The sequence below is a fragment of the Streptomyces sp. PA03-5A genome (assembly GCF_033792725.1).
Lineage (GTDB): Bacteria > Actinomycetota > Actinomycetes > Streptomycetales > Streptomycetaceae > Actinacidiphila.
Genome location: NZ_JARAVL010000015.1, coordinates 58,641 through 81,711, shown reverse-complemented (window position 1 = coordinate 81,711; position 23,071 = coordinate 58,641). Strand labels below are relative to the sequence as shown.

At 74.3% G+C, this 23,071-nt stretch carries 19 protein-coding genes; 5 read left to right on the top strand and 14 right to left on the bottom strand.

What is annotated here, in order from left to right; translation table 11 throughout:
- Positions 1 to 116: 116 nt before the first annotated feature.
- On the top strand, positions 117 to 614 hold the full coding sequence (locus tag PV410_RS20060; RefSeq protein ID WP_500326342.1) for a cupin domain-containing protein: 498 nt from the start codon (positions 117 to 119) through the stop codon (positions 612 to 614).
- A 145-nt stretch (positions 615 to 759) separates the two neighbouring features.
- Here the strand turns inward: PV410_RS20060 and PV410_RS20055 are convergent, their stop codons facing one another.
- Together PV410_RS20055 and PV410_RS20050 are read right to left on the bottom strand one after the other, a co-directional pair.
- Positions 760 to 3,201: a SpoIIE family protein phosphatase gene (locus PV410_RS20055; protein WP_500326340.1), complete on the bottom strand. Its 2,442-nt coding sequence runs from the start codon at positions 3,199 to 3,201 to the stop codon at positions 760 to 762.
- A 153-nt stretch (positions 3,202 to 3,354) separates the two neighbouring features.
- Entirely contained in the window at positions 3,355 to 5,433 is a 2,079-nt protein-coding gene (locus PV410_RS20050) for a SpoIIE family protein phosphatase (RefSeq protein ID WP_500326338.1), read from the bottom strand.
- Between the two features lie 198 nt (positions 5,434 to 5,631).
- On the opposite strand from PV410_RS20050, the gene PV410_RS20045 reads away from it, so the two are divergent.
- A complete protein-coding gene (locus tag PV410_RS20045) occupies positions 5,632 to 7,014 on the top strand; it encodes a hypothetical protein (RefSeq protein WP_500326336.1) in 1,383 nt (460 codons plus the stop codon).
- A 514-nt stretch (positions 7,015 to 7,528) separates the two neighbouring features.
- Here the strand turns inward: PV410_RS20045 and PV410_RS20040 are convergent.
- On the bottom strand, positions 7,529 to 7,810 hold the full coding sequence (locus PV410_RS20040; protein ID WP_500326335.1) for a helix-turn-helix domain-containing protein: 282 nt from the start codon (positions 7,808 to 7,810) through the stop codon (positions 7,529 to 7,531).
- A 66-nt stretch (positions 7,811 to 7,876) separates the two neighbouring features.
- On the opposite strand from PV410_RS20040, the gene map reads away from it, so the two are divergent.
- A complete protein-coding gene (gene map, locus PV410_RS20035) occupies positions 7,877 to 8,644 on the top strand; it encodes a type I methionyl aminopeptidase (protein ID WP_500326333.1) in 768 nt (255 codons plus the stop codon).
- Here map and PV410_RS20030 read toward each other — a convergent pair.
- Entirely contained in the window at positions 8,631 to 9,545 is a 915-nt protein-coding gene (locus PV410_RS20030; RefSeq protein ID WP_500326331.1) for a helix-turn-helix domain-containing protein, read from the bottom strand. The genes map and PV410_RS20030 overlap by 14 nt on opposite strands.
- A 96-nt stretch (positions 9,546 to 9,641) precedes the next feature.
- Between PV410_RS20030 and PV410_RS20025 the strand changes: the two genes are divergently transcribed.
- Positions 9,642 to 11,150 (top strand): alpha/beta hydrolase, encoded by a 1,509-nt coding sequence (locus PV410_RS20025; protein ID WP_500326330.1) that lies wholly within the window; start codon positions 9,642 to 9,644, stop codon positions 11,148 to 11,150.
- Positions 11,151 to 11,153: 3 nt separating this feature from the next.
- Here the strand turns inward: PV410_RS20025 and PV410_RS20020 are convergent, their stop codons facing one another.
- The 9 genes from PV410_RS20020 to PV410_RS19980 form a co-directional block, all read right to left on the bottom strand.
- The gene (locus PV410_RS20020; protein WP_500326329.1) at positions 11,154 to 11,648 is read right to left on the bottom strand and encodes a universal stress protein; all 495 of its coding nucleotides are present in this window, start codon (positions 11,646 to 11,648) and stop codon (positions 11,154 to 11,156) included.
- Positions 11,649 to 11,711: 63 nt separating this feature from the next.
- Complete coding sequence (locus PV410_RS20015; protein ID WP_500326327.1) at positions 11,712 to 12,245, bottom strand: hypothetical protein; 534 nt, start codon at positions 12,243 to 12,245, stop codon at positions 11,712 to 11,714.
- A 99-nt stretch (positions 12,246 to 12,344) separates the two neighbouring features.
- Positions 12,345 to 14,288 carry an APC family permease gene (locus PV410_RS20010; protein WP_500326325.1) on the bottom strand — a complete coding sequence of 648 codons (1,944 nt, stop codon included), beginning with the start codon at positions 14,286 to 14,288 and terminating at the stop codon, positions 12,345 to 12,347.
- Positions 14,289 to 14,453: 165 nt separating this feature from the next.
- The gene (locus tag PV410_RS20005; protein ID WP_500326323.1) at positions 14,454 to 15,521 is read right to left on the bottom strand and encodes an alcohol dehydrogenase catalytic domain-containing protein; all 1,068 of its coding nucleotides are present in this window, start codon (positions 15,519 to 15,521) and stop codon (positions 14,454 to 14,456) included.
- A gap of 88 nt (positions 15,522 to 15,609) precedes the next feature.
- Complete coding sequence (locus PV410_RS20000) at positions 15,610 to 16,257, bottom strand: CBS domain-containing protein (RefSeq protein ID WP_500326321.1); 648 nt, start codon at positions 16,255 to 16,257, stop codon at positions 15,610 to 15,612.
- An 84-nt stretch (positions 16,258 to 16,341) separates the two neighbouring features.
- On the bottom strand, positions 16,342 to 17,289 hold the full coding sequence (locus PV410_RS19995; RefSeq protein WP_500326319.1) for a GerMN domain-containing protein: 948 nt from the start codon (positions 17,287 to 17,289) through the stop codon (positions 16,342 to 16,344).
- 48 nt (positions 17,290 to 17,337) lie between these two features.
- On the bottom strand, positions 17,338 to 18,090 hold the full coding sequence (locus tag PV410_RS19990; protein ID WP_500326317.1) for a class I SAM-dependent methyltransferase: 753 nt from the start codon (positions 18,088 to 18,090) through the stop codon (positions 17,338 to 17,340).
- A gap of 249 nt (positions 18,091 to 18,339) precedes the next feature.
- Entirely contained in the window at positions 18,340 to 19,152 is an 813-nt protein-coding gene (gene ppk2 / locus PV410_RS19985; protein WP_500326315.1) for a polyphosphate kinase 2, read from the bottom strand.
- Between the two features lie 66 nt (positions 19,153 to 19,218).
- Positions 19,219 to 20,013: a hypothetical protein gene (locus tag PV410_RS19980; protein ID WP_500326314.1), complete on the bottom strand. Its 795-nt coding sequence runs from the start codon at positions 20,011 to 20,013 to the stop codon at positions 19,219 to 19,221.
- A gap of 396 nt (positions 20,014 to 20,409) precedes the next feature.
- On the opposite strand from PV410_RS19980, the gene PV410_RS19975 reads away from it, so the two are divergent.
- Entirely contained in the window at positions 20,410 to 21,381 is a 972-nt protein-coding gene (locus PV410_RS19975) for an aldo/keto reductase (protein ID WP_500326528.1), read from the top strand.
- A gap of 45 nt (positions 21,382 to 21,426) precedes the next feature.
- On the opposite strand, the gene PV410_RS19970 is transcribed toward PV410_RS19975, so the two are convergent.
- Positions 21,427 to 22,797, bottom strand: a complete 1,371-nt coding sequence (locus tag PV410_RS19970; protein ID WP_500326312.1) for an FAD-binding oxidoreductase — start codon at positions 22,795 to 22,797, stop codon at positions 21,427 to 21,429.
- Positions 22,798 to 23,071 lie beyond the last annotated feature (274 nt).

Below are 23,071 nucleotides of genomic sequence, written 5' to 3'. Positions count from 1 at the left end.
GCCTCCCCGGAGCGCGCGTCGCGTCGGGACACCGCCGTCCCGCCGCCCCGCCGTCGTGCGGCGGCACCCTGGGCGGAGTACCGTTCCGCTGTTCCACTGCTGCAGGGAGGACGAACGTGGAGACCAAGCCCGAGCCGGGTGTCCTCGCCCAGGTGGCGGATCTGATCGGCCGTACGCCCGTCGGGCAGCGCGGAGCGCTGTGGCGGCTCGGCGCGGACCGCCGCCAGCTCGACGCCAACGTCATCCGCCTTCCGGCGGGCACCGAGGTCCGGCCGCACGTCGAGGCCGACCTGGACGTCCTGCTGTACGTCGTCGACGGCGGCGGGTACCTGTCGGGCGACGACGGCGGACGCCAGACGACCCTGGCGCCCGGCGCACTCGCCTGGCTGCCCCGCGGCTCCTGCCGCGCGCTGTCCGCCGGCGCCGTGGGGCTGACCTACCTCACGGTGCACGCCCGCCGCCCCGGCCTCACCATCGCCGGGCTCGCCCCCGCGCCGGACGCGGGCGAAGCGGTCTGCCTGCTGCACCGCGTCTGCGCGGACTGCGGCCGCCTGGCCGGCGAGAGCGACGCCCTGTACTGCTCCCGCTGCGGCACCGCACTGCCGCCCCGCTGAGCCCCGTGCGGGGGCGGGTCGTCGTACGGGCGGAGGGCGACCGACGGGCCTGCACCGCCTTCGGGCCGTCAGCCACCGAGACGCGGTGCGGGACCAGCGTCGGTTGGGACGCCGGGCAGGTGCGGTGCCCACGTGCCGTAGCCGCTCAGAAGGCGGCCTGCAGGGGCTGCTCGGCCCAGATCGTCTTGCCCTCGCGCGTGTAGCGGGCGCCCCAGCGTTCGCTGAGCTGCGCGACCAGGAACAGCCCGCGCCCGCCCTCGTCCGTCGTCCGCGCCCTGCGCAGGTGCGGGGAGGTGCTGCTGGTGTCGGAGACCTCGCAGATGAGGTGGCTGTCGCGGATCAGCCGCAGTGTGATGGGCCCGCCCGCATAGCGGTACGCGTTGGTGACCAGCTCGCTGACGATCAGTTCGGTCACGAAGGCCGCCTCCTCCAGCCCCCAGGTGGCGAGCTGGGACTCCACCAGCGTGCGGGCCCGTCCGGCGGCGGTGGCGTCCGGCGGGAGGTCCCAGGTGGCGACCTGTTCCGGCGCGAGGACGCGGGTCCGGGCGACGAGGAGGGCCACGTCGTCGGCGGCCTCGGTGGAGCTGCGTGCCTTGAGGAGGGTGTCCTCGACGGCGCTGCAGGTCTCCTCCAGGGAGCCGGACGGCGCGGTGAGCGCCCCGCACAGCATCGCGAGGCTGTCGTCGAGGTCGCGGCAGCGGGTGCACAGCAGGCCGTCGGTGTAGAGCGCGAGGATGCTGCGCTCGGCCAGCTCGATCTCGGCGGTCTCGAAGGGGAGGCCGCCGAGGCCCAGCGGCGGGCCCGGGGGGATGTTGACCAGGCTCGCCCGTCCCTCCGGGGTGACGACCACGGGGGGCGGATGGCCGGCCCGGGCGAGCGAGCAGCGCCGGGAGACCGGGTCGTAGACGGCGTAGAGGCAGGTCGCGCCGACGACCGGTGGGGCGTTCTCGTGGCTCTCGCGCTGTTCCGAGGCGAGCCGGTCCACGAGGTCGTCGAGGTGCGACAGCACCTCGTCCGGGGTGGGGTCCAGGTGGGCCAGGGTGTGCACGGCGGTGCGCAGCCGGCCCATGGTGGCCGCCGCGTGCAGACCGCGGCCGACGACGTCGCCCACCACCAGGGCGATGCGGAGACCGGAGAGCGGGATGACGTCGAACCAGTCGCCGCCGACCCCGGTGGCGGTGTTGGCGGGCAGGTAGCGGTGGGCCACCTCGGCGGCGGGGTGCCAGGGCACGTCCCCGGGGAGCAGGCTGTGCTGGAGGGTGAGGGCCGCCTGGTGCTGCTGGGTGTAGCGGCGGGCGTTGTCGATGCTCAGGGCCGCGCGGGCGGCGAACTCCTCGGCGAGGGTGAGGTCGTCGGCCTCGAAGGGCTCGCGGCCGCGGGTCCGCCAGAGGCTGATCAGCCCGAGCACGAGCCCGCGGGCGAGCAGCGGCACCACCATCAGGGAGTGCGCGCCGACCGCGCGGGCGGCCCTGGCCCGCACGGGGTCCTCGTCGAGCCAGGCGAGGGCCCGGCCCATGTCCGACTCGAAGACCGGGCGGCCCTCGGCCAGCGACCGCGCCTGCGTCGACCCCGGAGGGATGCGGATGGTGTGCCCCACCGGGTACATGATCTTCTGGGTGTCCGGGAAGACCGACTGGACCGCCGCGCGGCAGACCGTACGGAACGAGTCCTGGGCGGGCTCGTCACCCTGGGGCACGGCCTCCAGCAGGTCGACGGAGGCGCTGTCGGCCAGCCCGGGCACGGCCACCTCGGCCAGTTCGCGGGCGGTGCGGCCGACGTCCAGCGTGGTGCCGATCCGCGCCCCGGCCTCGCTGAGCAGGGACAGCCTGCGGCGGGCCTGGTAGCGCTCCGTGACGTCCTCGACGGTCTGGGTCACCCCGAGGACGTGCCCGTTGGCGTCCTGCATCCGGAACGCCGAGACGGACACGTACAGTTCGCGCTGCGGGTCGCGGCGCAGCCGGCAGGGCTGCTCGGAGAAGATCGAGGAACGGCCCGTCTCGAGCACCCGCCGCAACTGGTGGTCCACGGCGTCGGCGTCCGGCCCGAAGAGGAAGTCCCCCGTGCGCAGGCCCTGGTGCTTCCCCGCGGGGACCCCGCTGAACTTGGTGATCGCCCGGTTCACCCGCAGGAAGGTGAGGTCGGGGGCGTAGACCGCGAGCCCGATGGGGGAACGGCGGAACAACCCCTCCAGCACCCACCGGTCCGTCTCCCACCGGACGACCTCGGCGGCGGGCGCCGCGACCACGTACCACTCGCGGCGCCGGTCCTCCCGCGCGATGGCGCGGACCCGGCAGCCGACCTCCACCCGCCGTCCGTCCCGGTGCAGCACGGGTACGACCCCGAACCAGCCGCCCGCCCGGACGCAGGCCGCGGTGGCGGTCAGGACCAGCTCCAAGTCGCCGGGGTGGAGCAGGAGTTCGGGAGCCGACCGGCCCAGGACGTCCTGGGCCCGGTGGCCGAGCAGCGTCTCGGCGCGGGTGCTCCACCCCACCACGGACGCATGGTCGTCCAGCACCACCGAGGCCGCGGCGTGCACCGAGAACGGGTCCTCCGGTGACTCGCTGAACGTCTTGGCCGGGTTGTCCATCGCTATCACCGTCGCACGTGCGGGAGAAGCGGGCGAGCTGCGTCACCTGGGGTGGTTCTCCGCCGGGGCCCGGGAGGGACGCCCATGGGGGCGTGGTTCCAGTATCGGCCCGCACGGCCGGTCCCGCGTGGCCCGCAGGGCGCCGGCGCCCGCTCAGTGCGCAGGCTCATGGCCGGTGGCGGGGTGGAGCGGCCGGGCCAGCAGGATCGCCACGTCGTCCTGCGCGCCGTGGGGCAGGAGACGGGCGAGGACGCGGTCGCAGACCCGGGAGAGCGGCTCGCCGGGATCGCGCAGGGCGCGGGTGAGTTGGCGCATGCCCTGGTCGAGGTTGCGGTCGCGGGCCTCGATCAGGCCGTCGGTGTAGAGGACCAGCACACCTCCCGGCGGCAGGAGCACCCGTTCAGTCTGGAAGTCCCGGCGGCCCACGCCGAGGGGTGTTCCGCTCGGGCCGTCCAGGAAGGCGACCTCGTTCCCGGCCCCCGCCACCGCCGGCGGCGGGTGCCCGGCGCGGGCGACCAGGCAGCTGCCGTCGGCCGGGTCGTGGACGGCGTAGACGCAGGTCGCCATCTCGTTCTCGCCGACGTCGGCGACGGCCGCGTCCAGGGAGCGGAGCAGCTCGGCCGGGGGGATGTCGTGGCGGGCCAGGGTGCGCACCGTCGTCCGCAGCTGCCCCATGACGGCCGCCGCGTGCACCCCGTGGCCCATGACGTCCCCGATGACCAGGGCGGTCCTGTCGCCGGGCAGCGCGATGACGTCGAACCAGTCGCCGCCCACCTCGTGGTCGCTCGCGGGCAGGTACCGGCCGGCCAGTTCCAGCCCGGGCACCGTGGGCAGCGCGGTGTTGGCGAGGCTGCGCTGCAGGGTGAGGGCGGCGCGGCGCTGGGCGGAGTACATCCGCGCGTTGTCGATGCCGAGCGCCGCGCGGGCGGCGAGTTCGTCGATGAGCAGGTCGTCCTGGTCGTCGAAGGGCTCGCGCCTGCGGGAGCGGGTGACCATCATGATGCCCAGCACCGTGCCGCGGGCCACCAGCGGGACCATGCGGGCGGAGCCGAGGGTGCGCAGGTAGCCGCGCAGCCGCTCGTACTCCGGGCCGGGCACCAGCCGGGGTATGTCGGCCCTGGTGAGCCGCATCGGCCGGCCCTCCACCATGACCTGCTCGTACGCGGACGCCCGGGGGACCTGGTGCGTCATGCCGACGGCCAGGTCCTCGGCGGGCGCCGCCGGATCGGCGAAGGAGACCGCCAGCCGGCGCACCATGCCGTGGGCGGAGGCGGCGGCCTCGTCCGGGTCGAGGACCTCCTCCAGCAGGTGCACGTCGGCGGAGTCCGCCACCCGGGGCACGAGCACCTGCACCACCTCCTCCGCGGTCCGCCGCAGGTCGAGCGTGGTGCCGATGCGGGTGCCGGCCTCGGCGAGCAGGGCGAGCCGCTGCCGTCCGCGGGTGGCCTGGAGCTGGGCCCGCTCCTCGCGGGTGATGTCGATCAGGGTGGCGATCACGCCCAGGCGGCGGCCGCCGCCGCCGAGGAGCGGGGAGAAGGAGCACGACCACACCCGCTCGTTGAGGGGGTCGCCCCCCGTGCGTCCGACGCCCCGGAAGTCCACCACCGGCTCGCCGCGGGCGAGCACCTGGCGCATCACGGTCTCCAGCGCCATGGTGTTGAGCCCGGGGACCACCTCGCTCACCCGCCTGCCGATGTGCTGGGCGGCGGGGACCCCGTTCATACGGGCCAGAGCCTCGTTGACCCGTACGTAGCGCAGGTCCGGGCCGAGCATGGCCAGGCCGATGGGGGACTGCGTGAACAGGCCCTCCAGCGCCGCCAGCGAGTCCCGCATGCGCAGCACCGCGGAGGTCTCGGCGGCGATGCCCATCAGCCCGGTGCGCCCCTGCGGGTCGGCGGTGGGGCAGATCCACATCTCCATCGTCACCAGGTGGCCGTCACGGTGGCGTACGGGGAGCGTGCCCACGACCGCCTCGCCCGACAGCACCCTGCGCGTCAGCTCGTCGGCCAGGTCCCAGTTCCTCACGGGGACCAGCAGGGGTGTGGCGCTGCGGCCGAGCACCTCCTGCGCGGTGTGCCCGAAGAGTTCCTGCGCGGCCAGCGACCACTGGGAGATCCGACCCTCGGAGTCGATCCGCCACATCGCGAGGGGCAGCAGGTCACGGAACACCCCTGCCTGCCCCACCGCCGTCTGGGGCTGACCGACATCCTTCGCCGACTGCTGTATGTCCACCGCGACGACCCATCCCCGGGAACGAGGCGTTCTCATCCGGTCGAGCACCGCCGGTCGCCACCTGGTGCAGTAGACCGGCCAATGTCGCTTATTGTCGGGCAATTCTGACAAAACGGCCTAACGGAGAAGCCGGGCACCGCCCCGGGGAGCCGGCTCCCGCAGCGCCGCGCGCACCCGATCTGGGTTAGCGTCGTAACCATGGGGACCGTCCGGCGGATCCTCCGCCTCGTGCCGGTACTCGCCGTGATCCTCGGCGTGCTCTGCCTCGTCGCCGCGACGGGCTCCGGGGCGCGCGCCACGGGCGGGCTCGACGCGGCCGCGGCGGCCCTGCGCGACGGCGGTCCCGTGTACGTCGACCCCCGGGCGCGGGACGTGCTGTCGCCGGGCGACGCGGACACCCTCGCCGGGCGCATCGAGAAGGCCGACCGGCCGGTCTTCGTCGCCGTCCTCCCGGACACCGCGGAGTTCCCCGCCGCCACGCTGCTGAAGGACCTGCGGACCAAGGTCGGCATCACCGGTGTGTACGTCGTGGCCCTCGGCGACCGCTTCGACGCCGGGGCGGACCCCGCCGTGATGCCGCACAACGCCGTCGAGAACCTGGCCGGGGCCGTACGGCGCTCCGACCCCGGCGACCCCGCGGCGATGGTCACCGGCTTCGTGGACGAGGCGCTGCCGCAGGCGCGTGGCCACGCCCCGGCGTCCTGGGGCGACGACTCCGTCGGCGTCGGCGCGGGCAGCGGCGGCGCCGGGCTCCTCGTCGCGCTCGGCGTCCTGGTCGTCGCCGGCGGCGGCGGGGCTGTCCTGCTGTCGCGACGCGCCAAGCGGCGCCGCGAGGCGCAGGACTGGGCCCGGCTGGACGAGCTGCGCCCGGTGGTGGACGAGGACATCACCGCCTTCGGTGAGGAGCTGAGCCGGATCGGCTTCGACCCGGGCGGCGCGACGGCCGACGACGCCATGCGCGAGGACTACACGCGCGCCCTGGACGCCTACGACACCGCGAAGACCGCGATGGACCGGGCGCGTTCCGCGGAGGACGTGCGGCCGGTCAGCAGCGCCCTGGAGGAGGGGCGCTTCGCGCTCGCCACCTTGGAGGCGCGCATCGAGGGCAGGCCGCTGCCCGAGCGCCGCCCGCCGTGCTTCTTCGACCCCCGGCACGGCCCCTCGGTCCAGGACGTGCCCTGGACCCCCGAGAGCGGCGGGGCCGAGCGGACCGTTCCCGTGTGCGCGGCCGACGCCGCCCGGCTCGCGGACGGCCTGGAACCCATGGCCCGCCAGGTCGGCACGCCTCGCGGCCCCCGCCCGTACTGGGAGGCGGGCCCGGCCTACGCCCCCTGGGCCCAGGGCTACTTCGGTGGCGGGATGCTGCCCGGGATCCTCGTCGGGACGCTGCTCGGCAGCTCCCTCGGCGGCCCCGGCCCTTACGCCTACGGCGACTACGGCGGTGCCGCGCCGGACCAGCAGGGCGGCGACTACTCGGGCGCGGACTTCGACCCCGGGGACTTCGGTGGGGGTTTCGGCGACGGGGGTGGCTTTGGCGACGGCGGAGGTTTCGGCGACGGCGGGGGGTTCGGGGGCAGCTGAGTCCGGTCGTCGTGTGCGGGTGCGTTGTGGTTGCGGCGGGCGTCCACCCGCCCGCCCGCCCGATTGCCCGGCGCGGTCAGTGCGGGTCTCGCACCGTGTGCCTGGGTCGGTGCCGCGCCGGGACACGTCCTCAACGCTCGCGGTTTACCCCCACATCATTCGGCGCCGGGTTCGCCGCTCGTCGTTTCCGGGCGCACCCCGCCACACCCCCTCCCGTCGTATGGGCGCATGACGGCCGGTGGGGGGTGAGTAAGGCACTTGCGGCAACCCCGGACCGCTCTCTGAACCCCCACCGGCCGTTAGTCGCCCCCACGGCAGAAGGGGGTGTGGCGGGGTGCCCCCATGAGGGTCCCCCCGGCCGAAGGCTGGGGGCGTGCCCCGGCGCGGCACCGACCCCATACGTACGCAGCGGGGCGGTCACTGACCGCGCCGGGCAATCGGGAGGGCGGCGGGGAAACCCCCAACAGCAACCACAACGCACCCGCATGCGGCGACGCGGGCAGCCCGGCGCGGCCTACGCGGACAAGGCGGCGCCGCCGCCCGCCTCGTCGGCCTCGAGGACGCAGGCCGAGGCGAGCTCGTCCAGGGAGATGTCCAGGGCCGCGGCGAGGGCGGCCACGGTGAAGAAGGCGGGGGTCGGGGCGCGGCCGGTCTCGATCTTGCGCAGGGTCTCGGCGGAGACGCCCGCCGCCGCCGCGACCTCGACCATGCTGCGGTCGCCGCGGGCCCGGCGCAGCAGCGTGCCGAAGCGCTCGCCGCGCTGCCGTTCCCAGGGGGTCAAAGGAGTTCGCACCATGCCCGTGATACTAATACCGGTATAAGAATTGGGTGCACCCAGGGAACGGAAAGAGGAGCCACGGACATGGTGGAGATCAAGACGGATGCCGCGCTGGCGGCCATGCGGGAGGCCGGCCGCGTCGTGGCGCACGCGCTCGCCGCCGCCCGTGAGGCGGCGCGCGTCGGCGTGTCGCTGCGGGAACTGGACGAGGCAGCCCGGGCCGTCCTGGACGCGGCGGGCGCGCGGTCGCCGTTCCTCGGCTACCGGCCGTCGTTCGCGCCCACGCCCTTCCCCGCGGTGCTCTGCACCTCCGTCAACGACGCGCTCGTGCACGGCATCCCCACCGACTACCGGCTGCGGGACGGCGACCTGGTGAGCGTCGACTGCGGCGCCGAACTGGACGGCTGGACCGGCGACGCCGCGATCAGCTTCACCGTGGGCACGCCCCGCCCCGCGGACGTCCGGCTCATCGAGGCCACCCGGCGGGCGCTCGACGCCGGGATCGCCGCGGCCACCGTCGGCAACCGCATCGGCGACATCTCGCACGCCATCGGCACCGTCGCCCGCGAGGCCCGGTGCGGCATGCCCGCGGACTTCGGCGGCCACGGCATCGGCCGCCGGATGCACGAGGATCCCCATGTGCCCAACCAGGGTCGCCCCGGCCGTGGTTACCCGCTGCGGCACGGGCTCGCCCTGGCCATCGAGCCGATGCTGATGGCTGGGGGGCGCGGCGGCTACCGCACGGCCTCCGACGGCTGGACGCTGCACACCGAGGACGGCAGCCGGGCCGCCCACTTCGAGCACACCGTCGCCGTCACGGAGGAGGGTCCGCGCATCCTCACCGCGCCGTGACCTGGTCCTCCAGTGCGGAGCGCAGCCAGGTGTGGGAGGCGCCCGGGGTCGGCTGCCCGGGGCCCCGCAGCTCGCCCACGAGCTGCCAGTAGCGGTCGATGCGGGGCTCCACGGCCAGCATGCCGCTCAGCCGGCGGCGGAAGCGGGGGGTGTCCCGCGCGCCGAACGACCGCGCGTGGGCGGTGACGAAGCAGTCGAGCGCCTCGCCCGCGCCCGGCGCGCGTCCGGCCAGGACGTCCGGCGCGGCCAGTTCGTAGGCCTCGTACAGCCCCTCGTACAGGACGGCCGGACGGGGGCCCGCGTCGGGCCGGTGCGCCGCGAGCCGGTGCACGGCGCCGGGCGGGCAGGAGGCCGAGGTGAAGGCGTGCAGCCGGGCGAAGGCCAGCACCTGCGCCGGGCTCGGCTCGTCCGGCGGTTGCGGCACGGCGAGTTCGACGACCCGGGCCAGCACCGGGGCGGGCAGCCGCGCGGGCTGCAGCCAGCGGCGCCAGAAACGGGCCATCGGGTCCGTGCTGGGTGGTACGGGGACGGCTCCGACGAGCTCCAGCCGCTCGGCGCGTTCCTCGGCGGTGCAGTCCCGCAGCAGTCGCAGGGCGGCCTCCCGCCAGCGCAGCGCGGCCAGTTGGGAGCCGAGGGTCCGCAAGTGGCGCGCGACGACGTCCTCCAGGGCGTCCTCCCGCTCCAGGGCCCGCCCCACATCCGGCACCGGCAGGTCCAGGGCGCGCAGGGAGCGGATCAGGCGCAGCCGGGTGAGCGCCTCGGGGGCGTAGCGGCGGTGGCCGCCCGCGCTGCGGCCGGACTCGGGCAGCAGTCCGCGGTCGGAGTAGAAACGGACGGTCTTGACGGAGACGCCGGCCCGCTCGGCGAGCTCCCCGATGCTCAACGTGCTGTCGGCTTCCACCGCTTGAACCTCCCTCAGGGGGAGCTCCTACCGTACCGGCAAGCGCGGACGGCCGGGACGGCCGCTCCGCGGACCACCGCGTGCGGGGAGGCACACATGACCGTGTTCGTACTCGTTCCCGAGGCCCACACGGGCGGCTGGGTGTGGGAGGACGTCGCCGGCCGGCTGCGCGGGGCGGGCGCCGGAGCCCACCCGGTGACCCTCACCGGCATGGCCGGCTCAGGCCGCCCGGCCGGGCCCGGCACCGTACTGGAGACCCATGTCGAGGACGTCCTGCGGGTCGTCGACTCCCTGGACGCGACGGATGTGGTGCTCGTCGGCCACGGCTACGGCATCCACCCGGTCGTCGCCGCCGCCGACCGGCGGCCCGGCCGCATCGCCCGCGTCGTCCACTTGGACGCGGGCATGCCCCGGGACGGCGACCCGCCGCTGGCGCTCCTGCCCGACCAGGAACTGCGCGCCCGGCTCTCGGCCCCGGCCGCCCCGGGCGACGACGAGTGGCGCGTCGCACCGCCCGCGCCCGGGGCATGGGAGCGCTGGGGCAGTACGGCCGGCGTGCCCGCCGCGGCGCTGGCCCGGCTCGCCGCCGACGCCGCACCCCAGCCGGCCGGGACGCTCACCCGGCCGCTGCGCCTGTCGGGGGTGGCCGCCGCCCTGCCGGCGACCGGTGTCCTGTGCACCGGCAACGGTTCGAGCATCGCCATGGTGGAGGGGCTGGTGGCCCTGGGGCACCCTGAATTCCAGGCGCTCACGGACCCCCGCGTCGGCTTCTTCGAACTCGCCACCGGCCACTGGCCGATGCTCTCTGCACCCGGCGAACTCGCCGGCGTCCTGCTGAAGGCCGCCGCCGGTGAGGGCCACCGGATCGCCGCGACGGACGAACCACCGGCGCACCTGCGGCCGTTCCTCCTCGACGTGCCCGAACGGGCCCGTGAGCGCCGCGGACGGACCGACCTGTACCTCCCGGACGGCGGTGGCGGACCCCGCCCGGCCGTGGTCTTCGTGCACGGCGGCCCGGTGCCGGCCGGCGCGCGGCCCACTCCGCGCGACTGGCCGGCCTTCGTCGGGTACGGCCGCCTCGCGGCGGCTCTCGGAGCGGTCGGCGCGACGGTCGACCACCGGCTGCACGAACTCGGTGACTTCCCGCGCGCCGCCGGGGACCTCGCCGAGGCGGTGGAGCTCGTCCGCGCCGATCCGCGGGTCGACGCCGGCCGGGTCGCGCTGTGGTTCTTCTCCGCCGGCGGGCTGCTGTCCGCGGACTGGCTGGCGGCGCCCCCGCCGTGGCTGCGCTGCGTCGCCGCCACCTACCCCGTCCTCGCGCCGCTGCCCAACTGGGGCCTGGCCGCCTCCCGTTTCCGGCCGGTGGCCGCGCTGCACGGCGCGAGCACGCCGCCGGTCGTCCTGACCCGGGTGGGACGGGAGCGGCCGGAGATCGCGGTGACCGTCGAGGAGTTCCTCTCCGCGGCCAAGGACGCCGGGGCGGACGTGGAGGTCGTCGACGTCCCCGACGGCGGCCACGGCTTCGAGACGACGGACCACGGCGCGCAGGCGCGCGGCGCCGTGGAGCACGCGATGCGCACCGTCCTCGGGCACCTGCGGGGCTGAGGCTCAGACCCCGGCGGGCAGCCGGGACGGGGGTACGGCCAGCACCGGGCAGGCCGCGTGCGCGACGCAGTAGCGGGCGACCGAACCGCGCAGCGCACGCGGCAGCAGGCCGCGCGACCCCGTGCCGACGACCAGCAGGTCCTCGCTGCGCGCGGCCGCCTTCACCAGCACGTACCCGGCGGGCCCGCGCGCCGTCACGGCGCGGAAGTCCGGCATCCCGGCCAGGGCGCCGGCGCCGAAGGCCTCCTCCAGCGCGACGTTCAGGCGTTGCCGCGCCTCCTGCTCCCAGTCGAAGCGCCGCGGCGGAAGCGGCACCCGGCGGTAGGTGAACTCCTCGGGGGGCGGCTCCCACGCCAGGACCGCCAGCAGTCCCGCGGACCGGGACCGGGCCTCCGCGACCGCCCGGTGCAGCGCGGCCAGACTGCCGGGGGAACCGCTCAGGCCGACGACCACCCGCCGGCCCCCGCCCGCTGTGCCCCCGTACGGCGACTCGATCACGGACTGCCTCATTTCTCGACGTACGACGAACGACCACGCGACCGGCCGCACCGAAGCGACCTGTCAGCCCATCCCGGGCGCATCGATCACCGCTCGTGCCGTGCTGCCGTCGATCCGCTCGCTGAGCCGCCCGAGCACCTCGGACCCCTCGCGGAGCGTGCCGGCGGTACGGGAGCGCCGCGCGCCCGCCTCCAGCCGGTGCCACAGCAGCGGATTCGCCTCCAGGACGCGGGGATCCAGCTCCAGCCACCGGCCGTGGGCGTCCCACAGGACCAGATGCCGCGACACACCGGCGGACTGGCGGACCACGGTCAGCGCGTCGGTCCGCACCCGCCGCTCCCGCAGCGTGCCGCGCACCGCCAGCCACCCGTCGCCCGCGGTCACCCGGGCCGGGTGGAGCAGCGCGAGCACGATCAGGGCCAGGACCAGCCACAGTGCCGCGCGCCGCGGGGTGAGCGTCCCCGCGACCGCGTCGAGCGGCACCGCCAGGCACAGGAAGGCGACCGCGTACCCCAGCGCGCGCCGCAGGTCGGCGCGCCAATGGCGGTCACCGACGGTGCCCTGCTGCCCGGGCCGGGGAGCCGTTCGCCGTTCCATGGGGCCGACCGTAGGCAGGGCGGCGGCCGCCAGGCGTGGCCCTGACGGCCCCTTGACGAGCGCCGGTCCGGTCTTTGCGCACCCCTGACGGACGGGGGCTCAGCCGACGTGGACGCGGGGCCTGCGGCTGCGGTCGGGCTCGGCCTCGCGCAGCACCTCGCGGGTGACCGGGGCGACCTCGCCCTGCCCGAAGAGGAAGAAGCGCAGGAAGTTGGCGAAGGGGGTGCCCTCGGTCCACTCGAAGTAGATGTGCGGACGCTGCCCGGTGGTGTCGCGGACGTGCAGCAGGAAGGCCGCCAGCGCGTTGGGGATGGAGGAGCTCTCCAGGGTCAGGACGCGGTAGCGGTCGTGGAGGACCTCGCCGCGGACCACCAGGCCCGCCTCGAACTCGGACGGGTCGGCGACGGTCACCTCGACGAAGACGAAGTCCTCCTCGGCCGGCAGGTCGTTGTCTGACCGGATCTGCTTGATCTTGTCCCGGTACTCGGCGGCGTCCCGCCGGTCGGGCTCGTTGGCGATGAAGCGGATCGTGCGGTGGGAGATGTCCCGTACGAAGCGCTCGGCCATGTCGTCGGTGGTGATGCCGGTGATGCGCAGTTCGAAGGCGCGGGCGAGCCGCGACAGCAGGGAGATCAGCATGATGCCGACGATGAAGCAGGCACCGATCTTGACGCCGTCCGGGCGCTCGAAGACGTTGACGACCGTGGTGTAGAGGAAGACGGCCGAGATCACCCCGAAGGCGATCGTCCAGTTGCGCTGCCCCGCCTTGCGGGCGGCGATGGTCACCGCGATCGCCGCGGAGGAGATGAGCACCAGGACACCGGTCGCGTACGCGCCGCCCTGGGCGTCGACGTTGGCGTCGAAGATCCAGGTGACCAGGAACGCGACCAGGGTGAAGACCAGCACCATCGGCCGCACCGCGCGCGCCCAGTGCGGCGCCATGCCGTAGCGCGGCAGGTAGCGCGGCATGAGGTTGAGGAGGCCGGCCATCGCCGAGGCGCCGGCGAACCACAGGATGCAGATCGTCGACACGTCGTAGACGGTGCCGAAGGCGTTGCCCAGGTACTCGTGCGCAAGGTAGGCCAGCGCGCGGCCGTTGGCCTGGCCGCCGGCCTCGAACTCGTCGGCGGGGATCAGCAGCGTGGTGATGAAGCTGGTGGTGATCAGGAAGCAGCTCATGATCACGGCGGCCGTGGTCAGCAGCTTCTTCGTGTCCCGGATCCGCCCGGCGGGACGCTCCTCGGTGTCGGACGGGTCGCCCTTGACGTGCGGCATCACCGCCACACCGGTCTCGAAGCCGGACAGGCCCAGCGCCAGCTTGGGGAAGACCAGCAGCGCCACCCCGACCATCACCAGGATGTTGCCGTGCTGCGTGGTCAGGGCGTTCGACCAGTCGGTGACCACGTGCCCGGCGGTGGCCACGTGCCACAGGCCGACGACCACGACGACCACGTTGAGCGCCAGGTAGAGGCCCACGAGGGCGACCGCGACGCCGATCGCCTCCAGGAAGCCCTTCATGAAGACCGCGCCGAGCAGCGCGACCAGCAGCAGCGTGATGAGCATCTGCTTCCCGTGCAGCGCCTCGGTCAGGTGCGGGTTCTCCACCAGGTGGGTGGAGGCGTCGGCCGCGGACAAGGTGATGGTGATCAGGAAGTCCGTCGCCGCGAAGCCCAGCAGCGTCAGGACGAAGAGCTTGCCCTTCCAGAACGACAGCAGCCGCTCCAGCATGGCGATCGAGCCCTCGCCGCGGGGGCTCTCCTCGGCCACCCGGCGGTACACGGGCAGGGCGCCGGCCAGCGTGACGATCACCAGCACGATGGTGGCCACCGGCGAGAGCAGGCCCGCCGCCAGCGCCGCGATGCCGGGCTGGTAGCCCAGGGTGGAGAAGTAGTCGACACCCGTCAGGCACATCACCCGCCACCAGCGCTGGCCGTGGTCGTGCCGTTCCGGGACCGCCTGCCCGCCCTGCTGGTGCCGGGCCATGTCCGACAGGCCCTCGAGCATCCACGCGCGCAGCCGACTCGTAGGGACGGGGGAGGTCATCGATGCTCCTGACGTGCTGCCACTGGTTCCCGCCACCACGAGATGGCCTGGTCAGCGTACGCATCGGTCGGCGCCCGATTTCCCGTACCGCCGCTTCGCGCCGTTAAGATTCCGTCAAGAGTGGGGGTTACGTCCCTGATGCGCCCTTTACGCCCGCCGGCCCGGTCAGGACATGGGTACGAGGACGTCATGGTGCGGTCCGCCCAGGACGACCTTGAGCGCTCCGGTGTCGGCCGCCGCCGCGAAGACGTCGTAGGCCTCCGCCGTCTCGTGCAGTTCGAAGATGTGCGTGACGAACGCGCCGGTGGGCAGCTTCCGCGCCTCCAGCAGGCGCAGCAGGGTGGGCGTGGAGTACGTGTCGACCAGGCCCGTGGTGATGGTGACGTTGCGGTTCCACAGCTGCTCCAGGTGGAGCGTGACCGGTCGGCCGTGCACCCCCGCGTTCGCCACCCGGCCGCCGGGCCGGACCATCCGCGTGCACATCTCGAAGGTCTCCGGAAGCCCCACGGCCTCGATCACCACGTCCGCGCCGAGCCCTCCGGTGAGGTCGTCGACCAGCTGCTCGGGCTGCTCGCCCGCCGTGACCACGGCGTCCGCGCCCAGGTTCTTCGCCGCCTGCAGGCGCGCCGCGGCCAGGTCGACGGCGATCACCGTGTGCGGGGAGCACAGCTGGGCCGTGGCGACGGCGGCCAGGCCGATCGGACCGCAGCCGACCACCACGACCGTGTCCCCGGGCCGGACCCCGCCGTTGAGCACGCCCACCTCGTAGGCGGTGGGGAAGATGTCGGAGAGCAGGACGGCGTCGTGCCCGCCCACGTTGTGCGGCAGCGGGTGCAGGGAGGTGTCGGCGTACGGTACGCGCACGTACTCCGCCTGCGTGCCGTCGATCAGGTGCCCGAGCACCCAGCCGCCGCCGTCCTGGCACTGCCCGTAGGCCTGCTCACGGCAGAACCGGCAGCGTCCGCACCCGGAGACGCAACTGACCAGCACCCGGTCGCCGGGCTGGAGGGCGTCCACCTCCGCGCCGGTCTCGACGACCTCGCCCACGGCCTCGTGGCCGAGCACCGTACCGGGAGCGACGTCCGGCACGTTGCCCTTGAGGATGTGCAGGTCGGTGCCGCAGATCGCTGCGGTGTCGACGCGGACGATGGCGTCCCTCGCGTCCCGGAGGACCGGGTCGGCCACCTCCTGCCAGGCGGCCCGTCCCGGACCCTGGAAGACCCATGCCTTCATGGCGTTCCGCTCCTTCGGGCTGAGGTGTGTCCCCCCTACCAGCGTGGGCGCGGCGGGCGGCCCTCGCATCCGGCGCCGGGACCGCCCGTCACACCCGGTTCGGCGTCAGATCGAAGCGCACGTCGACGACGCCCTCGACGGACCGCACCAGGCGGTCCGCCACCGGCACCAGGGAGCGGTCCCCGAGCAGCCCGCTCAGGGTGACGACCCCTTCTTCGACGTCGACCTCGAGGGACCGCCACGCGCCGGGGAACAGCCGTGCGACCACGTTCTCCCGGACGTCGCGGGCGATGTCCTCGTCGGACCGCAGGAAGACCTTCAGCAGGTCGCCCCGGCTGACCACGCCCTTGAGCATGCCCCGGGCGTCGACGACCGGCAGCCGCTTGACCTGGTGCCGCGCCATGGCGCGGGCCGCCTGCGCGAGCGAGGCGTCGCCGCGCACGGTGACCGCGGGCGCGGTCATCAACTGCTCGGCGGTGAGCGCGGCCGCCCTGCCCGACGCGCCGGCCCCGCCCACCGGGGGCGGCCCGTCCACGCGGTGCTCCTCCTTGCGCAGCAGGTCGGCCTCGGAGACGACGCCCACCACGTGCGTCCCGTCCTCCACCACCGGTACCGCGCTGACGTGCCACTGCTCCAGGGCCCGCACGATCTCCTTGAACGACGCGCGGCGGGTGACCGCGACGACCCTGCACGTCATCACGTCGCCCACCGCCTTCGGCTGCCGGACGGCGTTCATGGCGGCCTCCTGAACCCGGGACGCGTCCCCTGGTTCCAGTCTCGGCCGGTGCGGCGGCGTGCGCACGGTCCGGCCGGGACCCGCTCACCCCGCGAGGGTGAGCGGCACCGTGTCGAGGACGACCCGGCGGCCGTCCTCGGCGGACAGCACGTACGCCGTGAGGGTGCCCGGCCCACCGGCCGCGCGGTAGGGCACGGTCACGTCGAAGGTGCCCCGGGTGCCGCTGCCCGAGGTGGCCGCCACCCGTACGTCGGCGACCGTGCGGCCGGCCCCGTCGGAGATCCGCAGCCGGAACTCCGCCTCGAAGGTGTCGGCCGTGCCGTGGACGCGCAGCGGGGCGGTCACGGTGTCGCCGAGGAGCGGTGACTCCACGAGGACGGCGGGGGAGAGCTCCTCGAAGTCGGTGCGGCCGACGGGCGGGCCGGTGGCGACCGTGCCGAGTCCGGCCGGCGGCCCGCCGTCCACGCGCAAGCGCACCTTCTCGACGCCGGGGAACGCCGTCGCGGTGAACACCACCTGGGCGAGCCGGGCTTCCACGGGTGTGCCGGGGACGGCGTCGTCGTAGCGGCCCGAGAGGTCGACGGTGGCGACGCGGTCCCGTACGGCCAGCGATCGCAGCGCCGTCCCTGACGGGATCGCCGTCGCCCGGCCGTGACCGCGCTCGAAGCCGTTCGGGCCGGCGAGCAGGGCCCGCAGGGCCGCGGCGGCGGTCGCCGGGCCGGTCACCGTGCGCGGCGCAGCCGACAGTTTGCCCTCGTGCAGGAAGTAGACGGCCGCGTGGACCCGGCGGGGTGTGGTGGATGCCGACGCCGATGCCGACGCGGTCGGGTCCGGCGACCCGCCGCCCGGCGTGGCCGGCGCAGTGCCGGGTTCGCCGGATGCGGCGGTCCGGGAGGGAGCCCCGGAGGCCTCCCGGCCGGAGCCGCCGCAGGCGGACAGCAGGGCGAGGAGCACGAGCGCGGCCGCGAGCGCCCGCGCGGGGCGTGCGGCGGCGGGCCGGGCACCGTCCATGTGGATCCTCCCCTCCGGCATGCGCACAGAGTGCCCGCTCCCGCCCGCGTACGCCATCACCCGGGAGGGTCAGCTACCGGGTACGACCCCTGCGGGGCGGCGGAACAGGGCCGCCCAGAGGAAGTCCTCACCGAAGCACGCGGAATCCGCCGGCTCACCGCGCATGCGGCGCAGCTCGACCTCCGCCAGTCCGGAGAAGATCCGGCGCAGCGCCTCCGGGCTGTAGGCCAGGCCGCCGTGCAGCCGGGAATCGCGGTAGAAGTCCGCGTCGTCGAGCTCGGACCCCATGGCGCCGGCGGCGAAGCACGTCAGCGCCAGATGCCCGCCGGGCGCCAGGACCCCGTCCAGCAGCGCGAGGTAGCTGATGCGCCGGTGCGGCGGCAGATGGTGGAAGCAACCCGAGTCGTGGACCAGGTCGTACGGGCCGCGCAGAACCGTCCCGGCCAGGGCGAAGGCGTCACCGCGGTGGAACCGCACGGCCGCACCGGCCTCGCGGGCCCGCTCCTGCGCCCAGGCGATCGCGGCGGGGGAGAGGTCGACCGCGTCCACCGTGAACCCCCGTGCGGCCAGGTACCGCGCGTTGCGTCCCGGACCGCACCCGAGGTCGAGGACCCGGCCGCCCGGCGCGATCAGGCCCCGGTCGAGCCACTCCACGAGGTTCTCGTCCGGCTTGTCCACGAAGAACGGCACCGGCCGGGACCGGTCCGCGTAGAACGCGTCCCACCAGTCGGCCGCCCCTTCCGTCCAGCGGTCGGCCCCCGCCGCGAACAGGTCGTCCAGGAGCCTCAGCACGTCGTCGACGTCGCGGATACCACGGTCCATCAGATCCCCTTTCCCGATGGGGAGACGCTAGGGTCCGCAGCCTCGAAAGCCCAGCTCAGCGCGGGTGCCCCAACCGCCCGTACGCCCGCCTCCCCCACCCCGGCACCACCCCCGGGCCGCCCTGCCCGCACCCCCTCCGCGAGTCCGCCCGCAACCCCTCCGGCGCCCGCCCCGGCCCCTTTCCCGGGCGCGCCAGGGACGGTTTCCCGACGGATTTCCCAGCCGCCGGCACGAGGGGCCCGAGTGGTGTCACTGCCCCAAGGTCGCCGCGTGGTCCGGGACGTAGGTCTGCAGGTCGCGGGGCGGGCGCTGGTAGCCGGTCGACTCGGGGCGGGGCGGGAGTTCGATGGCGGGGAGGGGGACCTCCTCGTAGGGGATGCCGGCGAGCAGGTGGGCGATCATGTTGATGCGGGCCGCGCGCTTGTCGTCGCTGCCCACGACGTACCAGGGGGCCTCGGGGATGTCGGTGTGCACGAACATCTCGTCCTTGGCGCGGGAGTACGCCTCCCAGCGGGTGATGGACTCCAGGTCCATCCCCGACAGCTTCCAGCGCCGGGTCGGGTCCTCCAGGCGGGTCCGGAACCGCTGCTCCTGCACGGCGTCGCTGACCGAGAACCAGTACTTGCGCAGGATGATGCCGTCCTCGATCAGCAGCCGTTCGAAGATCGGGCACTGGTGCAGGAAGCGCACGTGCTCCTCGGGGGTGCAGAAGCCCATCACGTGCTCCACACCGGCGCGGTTGTACCAGCTCCGGTCGAACAGCACGATCTCCCCGCCGGCCGGCAGATGGTCGACGTAGCGCTGGAAGTACCACTGGGTGCGCTCGCGTTCGGTCGGCGCGGGGAGCGCCGCGATGCGCGCGATGCGGGGGTTGAGGTGTTCCGTCACCCGCTTGATCGTGCTGCCCTTGCCGGCCGCGTCGCGTCCCTCGAAGACGATGACGAGCCTGTGCCCGCCGGCCCGGACCCACTCCTGCAGCTTGACCAACTCGACCTGCAGCCGCAGCAGTTCCCGCTCGTACATGCCGCGCGGCAGGCGGTCCTGGCGCTTGTTGTCACCCATGCCCCGGTGCCCTCGCTTCCGTAGGACGCCCACGGTACGGGTCCCCGGGCGGGCCCCGGGGGAGGCTCAGCCGAGCGGGCCGGTGCCGCCCGGGGCGCCGACGGCGTGACCGGGGGCGGTCGCCGGGAACGGGAGCCAGGGGCCGCGGGCGTGACCGCGGCCGTGGGCGTGCGGGTGCGGAACCGTGGCGAAGGGGGGCAGCAGTTCGGCGTCGTCCGCGCGCTGCGGGGCGGTCCGGGGGGTGGCCGCCGTCGGGGGCTCGGCCGCTTCGGCGGCCGGGGAGGCGGGTGCGTACGGGGTGTCCGTCGTGGGTGCCGCGGTCGGGGACGGGGTGGACGCCGGCGGCGTGGGGTCCGGCGTCTGCGTCGGGGGCGGCGTGGTCGGCGGCGGGGTGGTCGGCGGCGGGGTGGGCGTCGCCGGCGGGGTGGCGGTGTGGCTGGGCTTGGGGGTCGGCGTGCTCGCGGGGGGCTTCGGCTGGGCCGGCCCGGTGTGGGCGGGCTTCGGCGTGGTCTTCACCGGCTTGGGCTTCTTGGCCTTGGTCTTCACCTTCGCCTTGGCCGGGGCCGCCCCCTTCGACGGAGTCGCGCCGGTGCCCTTCGTCTCCTTCGCCTCCGGTGCCGCGTCACGCCGGCCGCTGTCGGCGTCGACCAGGCCGTGCTCCGGCTGCTCGGACGCGCTCGGCAGGATCGAGGTGACGTGGACCTTGGACGAGCCGGACGCGCGGTCCGCCCCGGTGCCGTCCGAGCCCGACTGCTGGAGCGCCCACGCGGTGCCGCCGAAGGCCGCGGCGGAGGCGACAGCCGCGGCGGACAGCTTGAGCCGCAGGGAACGCCCGCGGCGGTGCTTGGCCTGGTTGCGCATGTGAGACGAGGACCCTTTCAGCTAGCCCCCGCCCGGAATGCCGGCTGCCGCGCTGCGCGGCCGGGGCCGGATACGTCAGGACTCTGCGGGAGCATTCCCGCGGGCGCAAGGGCCTGACCTGCACAGTCGCCGGAAGCGGAGTATGTGATTCCGAAAAGCCGCAGGTCAAAGCCATGATGAACAGCGCAAATCGGTGCATGTGACATCGCCCACGTCGCTCACGGGACGGAAGTCCCGCAGTGGTGCACAGGGGTCTTTACGCTTTCCATTGGACATTGTGGACGGATCCCCCGGTGCAGCGCGGCGGGCCGTCGACGCGAAGATCCACCGGCTTGCATACTCGGGAGCGCGGTTCGGCAACCGAAGCCACCAAAACCACCTTGCGGAGGCATGGACGTGGAGTACACGAAACTCGGCGGCACGGGTCTGGACGTCTCCCGGATCTGCCTGGGCTGCATGAGCTACGGCACCCCCGAGCGCGGCAACCACCCGTGGACGCTGGACGAGGACGCCGCCCGCCCCCTGATACGCGGCGCCGTCGAGGCCGGCATCACCTTCTTCGACACCGCCAACGTCTACTCCGACGGCACCAGCGAGGAGATCGTCGGCCGGGCCCTCGCCGAGTACGCGTCCCGCGAGGAGATCGTGCTGGCCACCAAGGTGAACGGCCGCATGCGCCCCGGCGCGAACGGGGCGGGTCTGTCGCGCAAGGCCGTGCTCACCGAGATCGACGCGAGCCTGCGCCGCCTCGGCACGGACTACGTGGACCTCTACATCATCCACCGCTGGGACCCGCACACCCCGATCGAGGAGACCATGGAGGCCCTGCACGACGTGGTGAAGTCGGGCAAGGCGCGGTACATCGGTGCGTCCTCCATGTACGCCTGGCAGTTCTCCAAGGCCCAGTACACGGCGGAGCGCCACGGCTGGACGAAGTTCGTCAGCATGCAGAACCACTACAACCTCCTCCACCGCGAGGAGGAGCGTGAGATGCTGCCGCTCTGCGCGGACCAGGGCGTCGGCGTGACCCCCTGGAGCCCGCTCGCCCGGGGGCGGCTGACCCGCGACTGGGACACCGTCAGCGCCCGGCAGGAGACCGACGAGTTCGGCGGCACCCTCTACCTTGACGAGGACCGGGTGATCGTCGAGGCCGTCGCGGCCATCGCCGCACGGCGCGGACTGTCGCGGGCCCAGATCGCCCTGGCGTGGCTGCTGGGTAAGCCCGGGATCACGGCGCCGATCGTGGGCGTGGGCAAGGAGGCGCACCTGCGGGACGCCGTCGCCGCCCTGGACGTGCGCCTCACCCAGGAGGAGCTGAAGGAGTTGGAGAGCCCCTACCGGCCGCACGGCGTCGTGGGCTTCTCCTGAGCCGCCACCGTGCCGGGGCCGCGCCGGCCCCGGCCCCGGCCGCCGTCAAGGCGTGATGTTCTGGTTGAGGTGGAACAGGTTCCCGGGGTCGTACGTCCGCTTGACCTCGACGAGCCGGTCGTAGTTGCCCTTGTAGTTGGCCCGGATCCGCCCCTGGTCGTCCCCGGCCATGAAGTTGACGTACCCGCCCTCCTCCGAGAGCGGCGCCAAGGCGCGGTAGTAGTCGCGCACCCAGGCCACGTTGGCCTCGTTGGCCGCGGGATCCGGCCACATGCCGGCGATCACGGTGGCGAAGGACGCGTCGCGGTAGGCGAAGGCTGTCGCGTCCGCGGGGACGCGGTGGCAGGCGCCGTCGATCGGGTAGATGTGCACGGTCGAGTTCACGGCGGGCAGGCCGGCCGCGTGCTCGAGGTGCGCGGCGATGGCCTCGTCGGTCAGCTCGGTGACGAAGTTGGCCTTCCAGTAGTGCTGGAGGCCGGGCGGCACGAGGCCGTCGAAGGCGGTGTTGAGCGCCGGGTACGGCATCGGGCCGATGTGCTCGGCGACGACCGGCGCCATGTCGTGGAAGGGCCGCAGCGCCCGCTCGCCCTCGTCGAGCGGGCCGGCCCAGCAGCTCACGGTGGCGACGTGGACCCTGCCGTGCCGCTCCGGCGGGATGAAGGGCAGGGGCGGGGCGATCTGGAACGCCGGGAAGCTGCCCAGCTGTTCGGGGGCGTCGGCGATGACCTCGCGGTAGGCGTGCAGCACGCTGCCGGCGTCCTGGAGGTCGTAGAAGACGGGGCCGCCGTAGATGTCCTTGACCGGGCTGAGCCGGAACTGGAACGAGGTGACCACGCCGAAGTTGCCGCCGCCGCCGCGCAGCGCCCAGAAGAGGTCGTCGTACTCCTTCTCGCTGGCGACGAGGAAGCGCCCGTCCGCGGTGACGACGTCCGCCGAGATCAGGTTGTCGCAGCTGAGTCCGAGGCCCCGGCTGAGATAGCCGATGCCGCCGCCGAGGGTGAGGCCGCCGACGCCGGTGGTGGAGATGATGCCGCCGGTGGTGGCCAGCCCGAAGGCGTACGTCGCGGCGTTGACGTCGCCCCAGGTGGCGCCGCCCTCCGCGCGGGCGGCGCGTGATCCGGGGTCGACGCGTACGGAGCGCATCGCGGAGAGGTCCGCCACGACTCCGTCGTCGCAGGTGCCAAAGCCCGGTACGGAGTGGCCGCCGCCGCGCACGGCCAGGTCGAGCCCGTTCTCCCGGGCGTAGTCCACCGCGGCGATGACGTCGCCGGCGTTGGCGCAGCGCACGATGACGGCCGGCCGCCGGTCGATCATGGCGTTGTGAACCTGCCGTGACCCGTCGTAGGCCTCCTCGTCCGCGGTGATCACCGCCCCGCGCACGCGCTCCCGCAGCTGGTCGATTGAGGGCTTGCCCATGGCCGACGCTCCTCGTGCGCTGACGACGCAAGCCCGCCCGGGGGCGGGGCCCGCCTGGGGCCGGCGGTGCGGCTCGGCGCGACGCGCACCTTCCCCCGCGGGCCCGCCCGCCACCGGCACCGGCCTGATTCCACGCTACGCCGACGGGGCGGGGCCTCAACCCGGGGCCGTGGCCGGGCCGTGCGGGGGATGTTGGTCTAGACCTTGACAGGTATAGGCCAATCCGGTTCATTGCTGAGTGCGACACGCAACTCCCCCCACACAAGGAGCAGTT